Annotated in this window: 11 protein-coding genes and 1 pseudogene; 4 read left to right on the top strand and 8 right to left on the bottom strand. The window is 72.3% G+C overall.

Annotated elements, in window-relative coordinates:
* Positions 1-59: 59 nt before the first annotated feature.
* On the bottom strand, positions 60-1,109 hold the full coding sequence (locus Q3W71_RS21165) for a S1 family peptidase (RefSeq protein WP_302921120.1): 1,050 nt from the start codon (positions 1,107-1,109) through the stop codon (positions 60-62).
* A 252-nt stretch (positions 1,110-1,361) separates the two neighbouring features.
* Here Q3W71_RS21165 and Q3W71_RS21160 point away from each other — a divergent pair, with 252 nt between their 5' ends.
* On the top strand, positions 1,362-2,201 hold the full coding sequence (locus Q3W71_RS21160) for an SGNH/GDSL hydrolase family protein (protein ID WP_302921119.1): 840 nt from the start codon (positions 1,362-1,364) through the stop codon (positions 2,199-2,201).
* Between the two features lie 220 nt (positions 2,202-2,421).
* Here Q3W71_RS21160 and Q3W71_RS21155 read toward each other — a convergent pair whose 3' ends face one another.
* Positions 2,422-2,898 (bottom strand): helix-turn-helix domain-containing protein, encoded by a 477-nt coding sequence (locus Q3W71_RS21155; RefSeq protein ID WP_302921118.1) that lies wholly within the window; start codon positions 2,896-2,898, stop codon positions 2,422-2,424.
* Positions 2,899-2,954: 56 nt separating this feature from the next.
* Here Q3W71_RS21155 and Q3W71_RS21150 point away from each other — a divergent pair, with 56 nt between their 5' ends.
* Positions 2,955-3,464: a PaaI family thioesterase gene (locus Q3W71_RS21150; protein ID WP_302921117.1), complete on the top strand. Its 510-nt coding sequence runs from the start codon at positions 2,955-2,957 to the stop codon at positions 3,462-3,464.
* A gap of 200 nt (positions 3,465-3,664) precedes the next feature.
* On the opposite strand, the gene Q3W71_RS21145 is transcribed toward Q3W71_RS21150, so the two are convergent.
* From Q3W71_RS21145 to Q3W71_RS21135, 3 genes are all read right to left on the bottom strand, one after another.
* The gene (locus Q3W71_RS21145; RefSeq protein WP_302921116.1) at positions 3,665-4,597 is read right to left on the bottom strand and encodes an acyl-ACP desaturase; all 933 of its coding nucleotides are present in this window, start codon (positions 4,595-4,597) and stop codon (positions 3,665-3,667) included.
* A gap of 90 nt (positions 4,598-4,687) precedes the next feature.
* The gene (gene hisS / locus Q3W71_RS21140; protein WP_302921115.1) at positions 4,688-6,010 is read right to left on the bottom strand and encodes a histidine--tRNA ligase; all 1,323 of its coding nucleotides are present in this window, start codon (positions 6,008-6,010) and stop codon (positions 4,688-4,690) included.
* A gap of 69 nt (positions 6,011-6,079) precedes the next feature.
* Positions 6,080-6,799 carry an MBL fold metallo-hydrolase gene (locus Q3W71_RS21135; RefSeq protein ID WP_302921114.1) on the bottom strand — a complete coding sequence of 240 codons (720 nt, stop codon included), beginning with the start codon at positions 6,797-6,799 and terminating at the stop codon, positions 6,080-6,082.
* A 258-nt stretch (positions 6,800-7,057) separates the two neighbouring features.
* On the opposite strand from Q3W71_RS21135, the gene Q3W71_RS21130 reads away from it, so the two are divergent.
* Positions 7,058-7,954: a peptidylprolyl isomerase gene (locus Q3W71_RS21130; protein ID WP_302921113.1), complete on the top strand. Its 897-nt coding sequence runs from the start codon at positions 7,058-7,060 to the stop codon at positions 7,952-7,954.
* Between the two features lie 61 nt (positions 7,955-8,015).
* Positions 8,016-8,873, top strand: coding sequence for a peptidylprolyl isomerase (locus Q3W71_RS21125; protein ID WP_302921112.1), 858 nt, complete (start codon positions 8,016-8,018; stop codon positions 8,871-8,873).
* A 198-nt stretch (positions 8,874-9,071) separates the two neighbouring features.
* On the opposite strand, the pseudogene Q3W71_RS21120 reads toward Q3W71_RS21125, so the two are convergent.
* The 3 genes and pseudogenes from Q3W71_RS21120 to secF all read right to left on the bottom strand — a co-directional run bounded on the left by Q3W71_RS21120 (position 9,072) and on the right by secF (position 13,608).
* Positions 9,072-11,556 (bottom strand): annotated as a pseudogene (locus Q3W71_RS21120) (bifunctional (p)ppGpp synthetase/guanosine-3',5'-bis(diphosphate) 3'-pyrophosphohydrolase).
* Between the two features lie 195 nt (positions 11,557-11,751).
* Positions 11,752-12,318: an adenine phosphoribosyltransferase gene (locus Q3W71_RS21115; protein ID WP_302921111.1), complete on the bottom strand. Its 567-nt coding sequence runs from the start codon at positions 12,316-12,318 to the stop codon at positions 11,752-11,754.
* Between the two features lie 102 nt (positions 12,319-12,420).
* The gene (secF, locus tag Q3W71_RS21110; protein WP_302921110.1) at positions 12,421-13,608 is read right to left on the bottom strand and encodes a protein translocase subunit SecF; all 1,188 of its coding nucleotides are present in this window, start codon (positions 13,606-13,608) and stop codon (positions 12,421-12,423) included.

The following is a 13,608-nucleotide window of genomic DNA, read 5'->3' as shown; positions in this document are numbered from 1 at the left end:
CGGCCCGGACACGCGGGCGGGCCGCCGGATCGCTCCGGCGGCCCGCTGGCGTGGATCGGTCAGAAGACGCTGACGCCGTAACGGCTGAGCGCCTCGGTGACCGGCTGGAAGAAGGTGGTGCCGCCGGTGCGGCAGTTACCGCTGCCGCCGGAGGTCAGGCCGAGAGCGGTGCTGCCGCTGAACAGCGAGCCGCCGCTGTCGCCCGGCTCGGCGCAGACGTTGGTGCGGATCAGGCCGGAGACCGAGCCCTCGGCGTAGTTCACCGTGGCGTTGAGCGCGGTCACCGAGCCGCTGCGCAGGCCGGTGGTGCTGCCGGAGCGCTGCACCGACTGGCCGACGTAGGCGTTGCCGGCCGCGGTGATGTCGCGGTAGCTGCCGTTGTAGAGGTAGACGTTGCCGGCCGCGTTGGCGGAGTTGTTGTGCCGCACGATGCCGTAGTCGTTGCCCGGGAAGCTGCTGCCGGTACGGGTGCCGAGCAGGTTGGTCTGCGCGGAGTTGCTGTACCAGCTGGACGAGATGTTGGTGCAGTGCCCGGCGGTCAGGAAGTAGTAGGTGCTGCCGCTGCGCACGTTGAAGCCGAGCGAGCAGCGCCCGCCGCCGCCGGCGTAGATGGCCTGGCCGCCGGAGATCCGGGTGCTGAACACGCCGGCCTCGGCCTCGATCCGGACCGCGCCGTTGGTGCGCGCGGCGGCCGCCTTGACCCGCTCCAGCTTGGCGCCGGTGACCGTGCTGTCGACGGAGACCACGACCTGGTTGGTGGCCGGGTCGGTCCACCAGGCGGTGCCGGGGATCTTGGCGCTGCTCTCCAGCTCGCTGGTGGCCCGGGCCAGCTCGGCCGCGCCGCGGGTGACCAGCTTCGGGGTGGCGCCGGCCGCCCGGACCTGACGGGCCGCGGCCGCGTCGGTCACGGTGACGACCATCTTGCCGCTGGCGTCGGCGTACGTGCCGGCGGACCGGTCGCCGAGGCGCTCAGCCAGGCCGGCCGCGGCGTCGGGGGTGGCAGCCGCGGGTGCCGCCTGGGCGGGGGCGCCGAGCAGCGAGCCGGCGACCAGGGCTCCGGCCGCGGCCACGGTGGCGGCGCGGCGGAGAGATGACCTCGTGGGTCGCATGGAACAACCTCCCGGAAGGGGGTGACAGGGCCGCGCCGGAGGTGACGGGGCCCGGGGGCGATGCCTGGCCGATCGGGGGCAACCGGCCGGACTGAGTGAAGTATTCACATGTTTAAGATCCTCGGCAAGACCCTGTTTGCCCGTATTGACCCGACACCCCGATGTAACACCCGGGCAACATTGTGGACAGAGACCGTCATCTATACGATCCGGTCACCGCGCAGTTCCGGCACCCGTCATCCGGAGGCCACCATGTCCCTCGCCCGCCGCGCGCTGGCCGCCCTCGCCAGCGCCACCGCCACCGTCACCCTGCTCGCCGTCGCCCCCTCCCCCGCCCAGGCCGACCCCGGCCCGCCGCCGAGCTCGATGGCGAGCCTCGGCGACTCCATCACCCGCGGCTTCAACGCCTGCGGCTGGTACGTCGACTGCACCGCGCGGTCGTTCAGCACCGGCGACTACGCCACCGTGAACAGCCACTACCTGCGGATCCGAACGGTCAACCCGGCGATCGGCGGCCGCAACCACAACGACGCCCGGTCCGGGGCGAAGTCGGCCGACATGTACGGCCAGGCCGGCACCGCGGTCAGCCAGGGCGTCGGCTACGTCACCATGCTGATCGGGGCGAACGACGCCTGCACCAGCTCCGAGTCGGGCATGACCCCGGTGAGCACCTTCCGGGCGAACATCGACTCCGCGCTCAACCGGCTCAAGGCCGGTCTGCCCACCGCCCGGGTGCTGGTGATCAGCATCCCCGACATCCACCGGCTCTGGTCGGTGGGCCGGACCAGCGGCAGCGCGCGCAGCGCCTGGTCGCTCTTCGGCATCTGCCAGTCCATGTTGGCCAACCCGACCTCCACCGCGCAGGCCGACGTGGACCGGCGGGCCCGGGTCCGGCAGCGGGTGGTCGACTACAACACCCAGCTGGCCCAGGCCTGCGCCGCGTACGGCGCGAACTGCCTGTTCGACGGCAACGCGGTGTTCGGCTACCCGTTCACCCTCAGCCAGCTCTCCGGCTGGGACTACTTCCACCCCAACACCAGCGGCCAGCAGGTGCTGGCGAGCGTGTCGTACGCCGCCGGCTTCCGCTGGTAGCGACGCCCCCGGCGCGCGGGCGGCCACCCCGTCCGCGCGCCCACCGTCCGCCCGCCGTCCCGCCCGCGTTCCCGTGCGACGGAACCGCGGCCGCGCCGCCGCACCGGCGGATCGGCACGCTGCGCGACCGGATCGGCCCGCTGCGCGGGAGCCGGTCGCCGCGCCGCCGTCGAGCCGATCCGCGGGAAGCCACCCGGGACGCCGGACCGGCGGCGGGCCGTCAGTCGGCCCGGCGGCGCGCCCCCGGGCCGGGCCGGGGCACCACGTCGCGCACGGCGGTCACCGGGTGCCCCCGCTCGCAGCGCAGCTCGACGTGCACCTCGCCGCCGCAGTCGCGGTGCCCGACGCTCAACGGGGAGCCGTCCGGGTCGGCCAGGTAGCGGTCCCCCCAGCCGAGCACCGCGACCAGCACCGGCCAGAGGTCGAGCCCCTTGTCGGTCAGCCGGTACTCGTGCCGCTCCCGGCTGCCCGGCTCGCGGTACGGCTCCCTGCGCAGCACCCCCTCCTCGACCAGGGTGGCCAGCCGGTTGGTGAGCACCTGCCGGGGGATGCCGGTGCGGATCCGCATGTCGTCGAAGCGGCGCACGCCGTTGAACACCTCGCGGAGCACCACCAGGGCCCACTTCTCACCGAGCACCGCCATCGCCCGGGCGATGGTGCAGTTCTCCACCGACCAGTCCAGTGCGGGGGGTCTCATGCCCTCCAGGCTAGGTCTCATTGACAGACTCAGCAACGGGCTGCCAGGCTGAGTCCATGACACAGACGCAGGCGCGCAGCCGTACCTTCTCCTGGTCCGACCCGGGCCTCAACGCCGCGCTGGTCGGCCGGCGCAGCGGGCTGGAGCTGCTCCGCGCGATGATCGCCGGCGAGCTGGCCGCGCCGCCGGTGATGCACCTGATCGACATGACCCGGATGGAGGCCGACGAGGGCCGGGTCGCGGTCGAGCTGGTGCCGCAGGAGTTCCACTACAACCCGCTCGGCACCGTGCACGGCGGGGTCATCTCCACCCTGCTGGACACCGCCGCCGCGTGCGCCGTGCACACCACGCTGCCGGCCGGCGTCGGCTACACCTCGCTGGACCTGAACGTGAAGTTCCTGCGTCCGGTCACCGTGGACTCCGGCGTGCTGCGCTGCGAGGGCACCGTCCTGCAACGCGGCCGCCGCACCGCGCTGGCCGAGGCCAAGCTCGTCGACGCCCGCTCCCGCCTGGTCGCCCACGCCACCTCCACCTGCCTCCTCCTCCCCCTCGACCCCCCCGCCTAGCCCCACCCCACCCCACCCCACCCCACCCCCACGCGATCTTGCAGTTTCCGCCCCTGATACGCGTGGAATGCGGCTTTGGCCGGGGCGCCAAGTGCAAGATCGCCGGCAAGCCGCTCCGGGCGCGGTCGTCGTTCCGAGAGCCAGCGACGGTCGCGCCCGGAGCATTCGGGGAGCGGGAGCGCCGGGAGGGGGTGGGGCGCTCAGCGGGCGGCGAGGCGGGCGCGGCGGGCGTCGCGCTTGTCCTCGAAGCGGGCGGCGGCGCGCTCCAGGTCGTCGAGCTGCCGGCCGAGCTGGTCGCGGGCGGCCTCGCCGTCGGCGTCCAGGCCGGTGACGTTCCAGATGTCCCACTGCCGCAGCACCGGCACCAGCACCTCGTCCCGGTGCTGGCGCAGGTCGTAGATGCCGGCCAGCGCGATCGCCACCGACTTGCGGGCGAAGCCCTCGATCCCGTTGCCCGGCATCTGGAAGTCGGCCACCACGTCGGCCACCGCCCGCATGGCCTGGCTGGGCGCCAGCTCGAAGGCGGCGGCCAGCAGGTTGCGGTAGAAGACCATGTGCAGGTTCTCGTCCGCCGCGACCCGGGCCAGCAGCGCCTCGCAGACCGGGTCGCCGGTGGCCCGGCCGGTGTTGCGGTGCGAGATCCGGGTGGCCAGCTCCTGGAACGACACGTACGCCAGCGAGTGCAGCACCTCGTCGTCGTGCGTGTTGGCGTAGCCCGCCGACATGTGTGTCATCCGGGCCCGCTCCAGCGCCACCGGGTCGACCGCCCGGGTCACCGTGAGGTAGTCGCGGATCGCCGTGCCGTGCCGCCCCTCCTCGGCCGTCCACCGGTGCACCCAGGTGCCCCACGCGCCGTCCCGGCCGAACAGGGTGGCGATCTCGTGGTGGTACGAGGGCAGGTTGTCCTCGGTGAGCAGGTTGACCACCAGGGCGGTCCGGGCCACCTCGGGAAGGGTCGAGTCGGCCTCGGACCACGGCTGGCCGTCCAGCGGACCGTCGAAGGTGCGTCCCTCGCTCCACGGCACGTACTCGTGCGGGAACCACTCCTTGGCCAGCGAGAGGTGCCGGTCGAGGTTGCGCTCGACCACCGGCTCCAACTCGATGAGCAGTGCGGTCTGGCTCAGTGCGGTCACAAGGATCTCCCTACGGTGGCGTAACTTACGCCACCGTAGGTCCGATCGTCCGTCCGCGCCAGTCTCGTCCCAGCCCGGCGCTCCGGCGGCTCAGCCCACCAGGGGCTTCAGGTCCACCTCCGGGGGCATCCACACCCCCGCCTCGGCGGGCACCTGCTCACCCGAGCGGATGTCCTTGACCTCGTCCTGCTCCGCGCCCGGGAACCAGACGTACGGGATGCCGCGTCGCTCGGCGTAGCGGATCTGCTTGCCGAACTTCGCCGCGCTCGGCGACACCTCGGTGGGCACCCCCCGCGACCGCAGCGCCTCGGCCACCCGGTTGCTCGCCCCGCGCTGCTCCTCGCTGGTCACCGCGACCAGCACGCAGGTCGGCACGTCCCGCGAGACGGTCAGCGCGCCGGCGCCGAAGAGCAGGCCGAGCAGCCGGGTCACCCCGATCGAGATGCCCACCCCGGGGAACCGGGCGGTGCCGGCGCTGGCCAGGTTGTCGTACCGGCCGCCGGAGCAGATCGAGCCGAACCGCTCGTAGCCGACCATCTGCGTCTCGTAGACGGTGCCGGTGTAGTAGTCCAGGCCGCGGGCGATCCGCAGGTCGGCCACGCAGAGCCCCGGCGCGTGCTCGGCCGCGGTCTCCACCACCCGGACCAGTTCCTCGATCCCCTCGTCGAGCAGCGGGTCGGTCACCCCGAGGGCGCGCACCGCGTCGGCGAAGGAGGCGTCCGGCGCGGAGATCTCGGCCAGCGCCAGCACGGCCTTGGCCTGCGCCTCGCTCGCCCCGGCCGTCTCGGCCAGCAGTTCGGCGACCCGAGCCGGGCCGATCTTGTCGAGCTTGTCCACCGCGCGCAGCGCCGCCTCCGGGTCGGTGAGCCCGACACCCCGGTAGAAGCCCTCGCAGATCTTGCGGTTGTTGACCTGGATGCGCACCGGCGGGATCGGCAGCGAGCGCAGCGCGTCGCCGACCACCAGCGGCATCTCCGCCTCGTGGTGCGGCGCCAGGGTGTCCCGGTCGACGATGTCGATGTCGGCCTGGAGGAACTCGCGGTAGCGCCCCTCCTGCGGCCGCTCCCCCCGCCACACCTTCTGGATCTGGTAGCGGCGGAACGGGAACTGCAGCTTGCCGGCGTTCTCCAGCACGTAGCGGGCGAACGGCACGGTCAGGTCGAAGTGCAGGCCGAGCGCGTCGTCACCGGTCGGGCTGTCGGCCTCGGCCTGCAACCGGCGGATCAGGTAGACCTCCTTGGAGGTCTCCCCCTTGCGCAGCAACTGGTCCAGCGGCTCCACCGCGCGGGTCTCCAGCGGGGCGAAGCCGTACAGCTCGAAGGTGGCCCGGATCCGGTCCAGCACGTACTGCTCGATCATCCGCTGCGGCGGCGTCCACTCCGGGAAGCCGGAGATGGGCGTGGGCTTACTCATGGCGTACTCCTTGGCGGTCCGCGCGGGGCGCGGTCAGGTCGTGGGGCCCGCGTGCGGCGCGGGCGGGGGTCACCAGCCTCGGCTGGGAGCGGCCGTTCGCGCGCCGTCGGCGCCCGCCACCTCGATGAGGTACGGGTTGCTCGCGCGCTCGCGGCCGATGGTGGTCGCGGGGCCGTGGCCGGGCAGCACGACGGTGTCGTCGGCCAGCGGGAGGATCTTGCTCCGCAGGCTGGCGAGCATCGCCGGCAGGTCGCCACCCGGCAGGTCGGTGCGCCCGATGGAGCCGGCGAACAGCACGTCCCCGGAGAGGCAGATCTCCTCGGCCTCCCACGGCGAGCCGGCGCCCGGCAACCGGAACAGCACCGACCCGCCGGTATGGCCCGGGGCGTGGTCGACGGTGATCGTCAGCCCGGCGAGGTCGAGAGTGAGCCCGTCGGTGAGCTCGGCGACGTCCTCCGGCTCGGCGTAGGGCAGCCGCCCGCCGAACAGCGCGGTGAGGTCGGTGGAGAGCCCCTTGGTCGGGTCGGCGAGCATCTCCCGGTCGTCCGGGTGCACGTACGCGGTGATGCCGCGGGCGCCGCACACCGGCGCCACCGAGAAGGTGTGGTCCAGGTGGCCGTGGGTGAGCAGCACGGCGGCCGGGTGCAGGCGGTGCTCGGCGAGCAGCGCGTCGAGCCGGTCGAGCACCCCGATACCGGGGTCGACCACCACGCACTGTTCCCCGGGCGCGGCGGCGACCACGTAGCAGTTGGTGCCGAAGGCGTCCGCGGGAAAGCCGGCCACCAGCACGGGCGCTCCCCTTCCGTCGAGCTCTGCGTCCCTGTGAGCAGCCTAACCGGCGGCGCGACCCGGTTCTGCGCATCCGTCCCGCCGGCCCCGTACGGCACAGTGACGCGCTCCGATAAGCCCAGCCTGGACCTCGTACACCACATTCCCAGTCGGTAGCCGTACACTCTGGCGGGCGTGTGGCGCGGCGCACGTGCCGCCCGACGGGGCGCGGGCCGTCCGTCCGCCGGTGACGACCAGGGTAGAGGAAGGGGAGCGCGGGTGGCTTCCAGCAGGGACCGGCAGCGCAAACTGGCGCGGGCCAAGCTCGACCGGCAGTTGGCCCGCCGGGCCGCCCGGGCCCGGCGTCGCCGGCAGATCCAGGCGGGCGTCGGCGCCGCCGTCGTCCTCCTGCTCATCGTGGCCGGTTCGGCCTGGGCGCTGGGTGCCTTCGACGGCGACGACGAGCAGAACACCGCCGCCGAGGAGATCTGCCTCTGGACCCCGCAGGACGCCACGGCCAACACCAACCTCAAGGACGTGGGCACCCCGGCGACCACCGGCCTGCCCACCGACGGCGTCCGGGCGATGACGATCACCACCAACCAGGGCGCGCCGATCACCGTCGAGCTCGACCTGGCCACCGCGCCGTGCGGCGGGGCGAGCATGGCGCACCTGGCCAGCAAGTCGTTCTACGACAACACCAAGTGCCACGAGATCACCGCCGAGGGCGCGCTGCGGTGCGGTGACCCCAGCGGCACCGGTCTGGGTGGTCCGACCTACTCCTTCTACAACGAGAACGTGCCCACCGCCCCGTCGGCGTCCCCGTCGGCCAGCCCCGCGCCCGACCAGCCCCCGGCGTACCCGAAGGGCACGGTCGCGATGATCGCCAACCCGCCGGGCGCCAACGGCAGCCAGTTCCTGATCTTCTTCAAGGACTACCAGACCACCGACCCGAAGTTCCCGATCATCGGCCGGGTCACCGGCGGGATCGACGTGGTGGAGAAGATCGGTGCCCTGGAGACCGTGGACAATGGGAACGGAGCCAAGGTCAAGCCGAAGACCGACGTGGTGATCCAGAGCCTCACCGTGGGCGAGCCGGTGGCGCAGGCCACGGCGGCGCCGGCACCCACGCCCTCGGCGACCGGCGCTCCGTCGGCCAGCCCGAGCGCGGGCTGACCCGGCCCCATCCACTTCAGCGGCACCGGCCGCGCCCGACATAGTCCAGGAGGATCCAGGCGTGACGTCCACCAGAGAGCGGCAGCGCGCGGCGGCCCGCGCCCGGCTCGAGAAGGAGATGGCCGAGCGCGCGGCGAAGGCCCGCAAGCGCCGGCAGACGCAGGCGATCGTGGGGGCCGCCGCGGCCCTGCTGCTGGTGGTCGCCGGGACGGTCTGGCTCGCCGCCAGCCTGGGTGACGACGACAAGACCGACACCGCGGCGCCGGAGGCCGGCTTCGCCCAGTGCGCCTTCACCGAACTCCCGGCCGACCAGCGGACCAAGCAGATCAAGGACGTCGGGCTGCCGGCGGCGCAGCAGTCGAACACCGGCGTGCAGACCATGACGATCGACACCAACCTGGGGCCGATCACCGCCAAGGTCGACCGGGCCGCGGTGCCCTGCACGGCGGGCAGCTTCACCCACCTGGCCGAGAAGAACTTCTTCGACAACAGCAAGTGCCACCGGCTGGTGACCGAGGGCATCAAGGTGCTCCAGTGCGGTGACCCGAGCGCCACCGGCAAGGGCTGGCGGGAGACCGACGGCACCGGCGGCCCGAGCTACCGGCTCGCCGAGGAGAACCTGCCGACCGACAAGCGGCCGCCGTACCCGGAGGGCGTGATCGCCATGGCCAACTCCGGCCAGCCGGGCAGCACGGGCAGCCAGTTCTTCATCGTCTACGGCGACTCGCCGCTGGACCCGAACTACACGGTGCTCGGCACCATCACCGGCGGCATGGACATCGTCAAGCAGGTCGCGGCGGCCGGCGACGACAAGGCGTTCGCCCAGCAGGCCGGCGGTGGTCACCCGAAGAAGGAGATCACCATCAACAAGCTCACCATGAGCGCCCCCAGGGCTTCGACCCGCCCACCCCGCACCTGAAGCGCCGCCAGCCCCCGGCGGGCGCGCCCTCCCCCCTCCCTCCCCCTCCCCACCCCCCTCCCCTGCCCCGGTGATCATGGGGTTGACGGCGGTCTCGATCTCGAAGCCGCCGCCAGCCTCATGATCAACGAGTTCCTCGGGGGCTCCGGGGCCCGGGGGGGGTGGGTGAGGGTAAGGGGTGAAGAGGTGGGGGTGGGGTTAGGCGCCGGAGGTTGCGCGGTAAGGCGTCGAAGACGCCGTCGACCACCTGGACCGCGGCCAGCAGGTGCCCGAGGTGCTTCGGGTCGGCCATCTCGAAGCTGAACCGGCTCACCGCCACCCGGTCCCGGGTGGTGGTGACGGTGGCGGACAGGATGTTGACCCGCTCGTCGGAGAGCACCCGGGTGACGTCGGCGAGCAGCTTGTGCCGGTCCAGCGCCTCCACCTGGATGGCGACCAGGAACGTCGACGCACTGGTGAGCTTCCAGCTCACCTCGACCACCCGCTCGCCCTGGGCCCGCAGGTCCTCGGCGTTGGCGCAGTCGTCGCGGTGCACGCTCACCCCGCCCGAGCGGGTGACGAACCCGAAGACCGCGTCCGGCGGGACCGGGGTGCAGCAGCGGGCCAGCTTGATCCACACGTCGCTGACCCCGCGTACCACGACGCCCGGGTCGCTGCTGCTCTGCCGGCTGCGCGGCGGCCGGGTGGCGACGGCGGTCTCGGCGATGTCCTCCGCCGCGCCCTCCTCGCCGCCGTACGCGGCCATCAGCTTCTGCACCACCGACTGGGCGGAGACCTGGCTGTCGCCGACCGCGGCGTAGAGGGAAGCGACGTCGGGCAGGTGCAGGTCCCGGGCGATCGCCATCAGCGCGTCCGGGGTGAGCATCCGCTGCAACGGCATGCCCTGCTTGCGCATCGCCTTGACGATCGCGTCCTTACCGGCCTCGATCGCCTCCTCGCGCCGCTCCTTGTTGAAGTACTGGCGGATCTTCGTCCGCGCCCGGGGGCTCTTGACGAAACCGAGCCAGTCCTGGGTCGGGCCGGCGGTGTCGGACTTCGAGGTGAAGATCTCGATCACGTCGCCGTTGGACAGCGTCGACTCCAGCGGCACCAGCTTGCCGTTGACCCGCGCCCCGATGCACTTGTGCCCCACCTCGGTGTGCACCGCGTACGCGAAGTCCACCGGCGTCGACCCGGTCGGCAGCGGGATGACGTCACCCTTCGGGGTGAAGACGTACACCTCCTGGCTGGACAGATCGAACCGGAGCGCGTCGAGGAACTCGCTCGGGTCGGCCGCCTCCCGCTGCCAGTCCAGCAGCTGGCGCAGCCAGGTCATCTCGTCGATGTGCGCCGGCGGGCCGACGATCTGGGTGCCCTTGTGCTCCTTGTACTTCCAGTGCGCGGCGATGCCGAACTCGGCGGTGCGGTGCATCGCGTAGGTGCGGATCTGCATCTCCACCGGCTTGCCGGTGGGCCCGATGACCGTCGTGTGCAACGACTGGTACATGTTGAACTTGGGCATCGCGATGTAGTCCTTGAACCGGCCCGGCACCGGCTGCCAGTTGGCGTGGATCACGCCCAGCGCCGCGTAGCAGTCGCGCACGGTGTCGACCAGGATCCGCACCCCGACCAGGTCGTAGATGTCGTTGAAGTCGCGACCCCGCACGATCATCTTCTGGTAGATCGAGTAGAGGTGCTTCGGCCGGCCGGTGGTCTCCGCCTTGATCTTCGCGGCCTTGAGGTCGGTCTGCACCTTCTGGGTGACCTGGCGCAGCAGCGCCTCGCGCTGCGGCTGGTGCTCCCCGATCAGGCGGTTGATCTCCTCGTAGCGCTTCGGGAAGAGCGTGCCGAAGGCGAGATCCTCCAGCTCCCACTTGATCGTGTTCATACCCAGCCGGTGCGCCAGCGGGGCCAGGATCTCCAGCGTCTCCTTGGCCTTCTGCTCCTGCTTGGGGCGGGGCAGGAAGGTCAGGGTGCGCATGTTGTGCAGCCGGTCGGCCAGCTTGATCACCAGCACCCGCGGGTCCTTGGCCATCGCGACGACCATCTTGCGGATCGTCTCGGCCTTGGCCGCGTCGCCCAGCTTGACCTTGTCGAGCTTGGTGACGCCGTCGACCAGCAGCGCGACCTCGCCGCCGAAGTCGGCGCGCATCTGGTCGAGGGTGTACTCGGTGTCCTCGATCGTGTCGTGCAGCAGCGCGGCGACCAGCGTGGTGGTGTCCATGCCGAGGTTGGCCAGGATGGTCGCCACCGCGAGCGGGTGGGTGATGTAGGGGTCGCCCGACTTGCGGTACTGCCCCGAGTGCCACCGGGCCGCCGTGTCGAAGGCGCGCTGGAGCAGCCGCGCGTCGGCCTTCGGGTGGTTCTCCCGGTGGGTGGAGATCAGCGGCTCCAGCACCTCGCTGACCTGCGAGGTCTGCCAGGGCGCGTTGAACCGGGCCAGCCGGGCGCGTACCCGGCGGCCGGTGGGCGCGTTGGAGAGGGCGAACCCGGCGCTGGGCGTGGGCTCGCCGGCGTCGGTCGGGAAGGGGACCACGACCGCGTCCGCCCCCGGCCGGGCGCCGTCGGCCCGGGCCGTGCCGGCGCGTACGCCCTCGGCCGGGCCGGAGCCGTTGCCAGAGCCCGTCACCCGGGCCGAAGCGTCACCGTTCCGGCCGGTCGCCGAGCCGTCCGCGTCGCCTGTCGGGTGCACCGTGCCCTCCACCGGAGGGACGACATCGTGGGACACCGGCCTCCTCACCGCTCGCCGGAAGAACACCGACCGTGCGCCGGCCGGCCTGGTCTCGCGCCACCCGGACGGGTCACCGCCCGGTCAGCAAAGGGCAATGCTACCCGCACGCACGGTACCCCGCCGCTCCGCCGGACGGACCGCGCCGGATCCGTCCGACGGCCGGGCAGCTCAAACGGTCAGCAGGGCATGGACCGGACGCGGGGCCAGTCGCTCCCGGCCACCGAGGAAGCCGAGTTCCAGCAGCACGGTGAAGCCGGCCACCGTGCCGCCGGCCCGCTCCACCAGTTCCAGGGTGGCCGCGGCGGTGCCGCCGGTGGCGAGCACGTCGTCGACCACCAGCACCCGGTGCCCCGCGGTGAAGGCGTCCTGGTGCACCTCCAGGGTGGCCTCGCCGTACTCCAGCTCGTACGAGGCCGAGTGCACGGCCCGGGGCAGCTTGCCGGCCTTGCGTACCGGCACCACGCCGACCCCGGTCGCGTACGCGATGGCGGCGGCGACCACGAACCCGCGCGCCTCCATGCCCACCACCGCGTCGAACGAGTCCGGCCCGTGGTACGCGATGATCCGGTCCACCACCTCGCGGAACGCCGCACCGTCGGCGAACAGCGGCATCAGGTCCTTGAACACGACACCGGGCTTGGGGAAGTCGGGCACGTCGAGCACCCGGCTGGCGACCAGTTGTGCGGCGTCCAACCCGCTGTCCCCGCGAAGTCCGGTGCTGTGGGTCTCCGTCACGGCAGTTCTGTGTCCCTTCCACGACGACGGCGTCCTTCGTGCTGCTCGCACAGCATGAAGGACGCCGTCGGGTCGTCTGCTACCGGGTGTCCCCGGGCGCGGTCAGCGCCGCTTGCCGCCCGGCCGGTTGCCGCCGCCACCGGCCGGCCGCCCGCCCCGGGCGCCACCGGCCCGCTTGCCGGTCGGCCGGGCGCCCACCTTGGGCGCGGCGCCGGCCAGCGCCGCCGCCTCCGGGTCTACCTCGACAGGGGCCTCCGCGCCGGTGCGCGGGGCGCCCTTCGGGGTGATCTCGCCCCGCTCGACGGCGCCCCGGCGGGCCAGGACGCGCTTGGTGTGCGCCTGGATCCGCGGGTCGTAGTTCTTCAGCAGCACCAGCAGCGGGGTGGCCAGCAGGATCGAGGTCAGGAAGGCCACCGCCATACCGACGAAGAGCACCAGGCCGAGGTCCTTCAGGGTGCCCGCGCCGAGCAGGCCGGCACCGATGAAGAGCAGGCCGCCGACCGGCAGCAGGGCGACCACCGAGGTGTTCAGCGACCGCATCAGGCTCTGGTTGATGGCCAGGTTGGCCGCCTCGCCGTACGTCTGGTTGTTGTTGGCCGTGATGCCCCTTGTGTTCTCCTGGACCTTGTCGAAGACCACCACCACGTCGTAGAGCGCGAAGCCCAGAATCGTCAGGAAGCCGATGATCGTCGACGGGGTGACCTCGAAGCCGACCAGCGAGTAGATGCCCGCCGTCAGGATCAGGTTCATCACCAGCGAGGCGACCGCGGCGACCGCCATCCGCCACTCGAAGCGCAGGACCAGGTAGACCATCACCAGCGCCACGAAGATCACCAGACCGAGCAGGGCCCGCTCGGTGACCTGGCTGCCCCACGCCTCACTGACCTGGTTGCCGCTGATCTGCGCCGGGTCGATGCCGAACTCGCGGGCGATCTCCGCCTTGACGTCGTTGGCCTGCTCGGCGCTGAGCTGGGTGGTGCGCATCTCGTAGAAGTCGCCGCCGGTGCCGCCGACCTTCTGCGCGGTGACCACCTCGGCGCCGTCGCCCACCTCGGCGAGCGCCGCGTCGACCTGCTCCTCGGCCCGCTCCAGCGTGCCCACGCTGGCCGGGATCTGGAACGAGTTGCCGCCGGCGAACTCGATGCCGAGGCTGAAGCCGCGCAGCGAGACGCTGAGCACCGCGATCAGGATCAGCGCGCCGGCGACGGCGAACCACAGCTTCCGCCGGCCGATGATGTTGAGACCGGCCTCGCCCCGGTAGAGGCGACTCGCCAGACCACTTCCAGCCAT

It is taken from the genome of Micromonospora sp. C28SCA-DRY-2 (assembly GCF_030519475.1).
GTDB lineage: Bacteria > Actinomycetota > Actinomycetes > Mycobacteriales > Micromonosporaceae > Micromonospora.
This window is presented reverse-complemented; position numbering and strand designations above follow the sequence as displayed.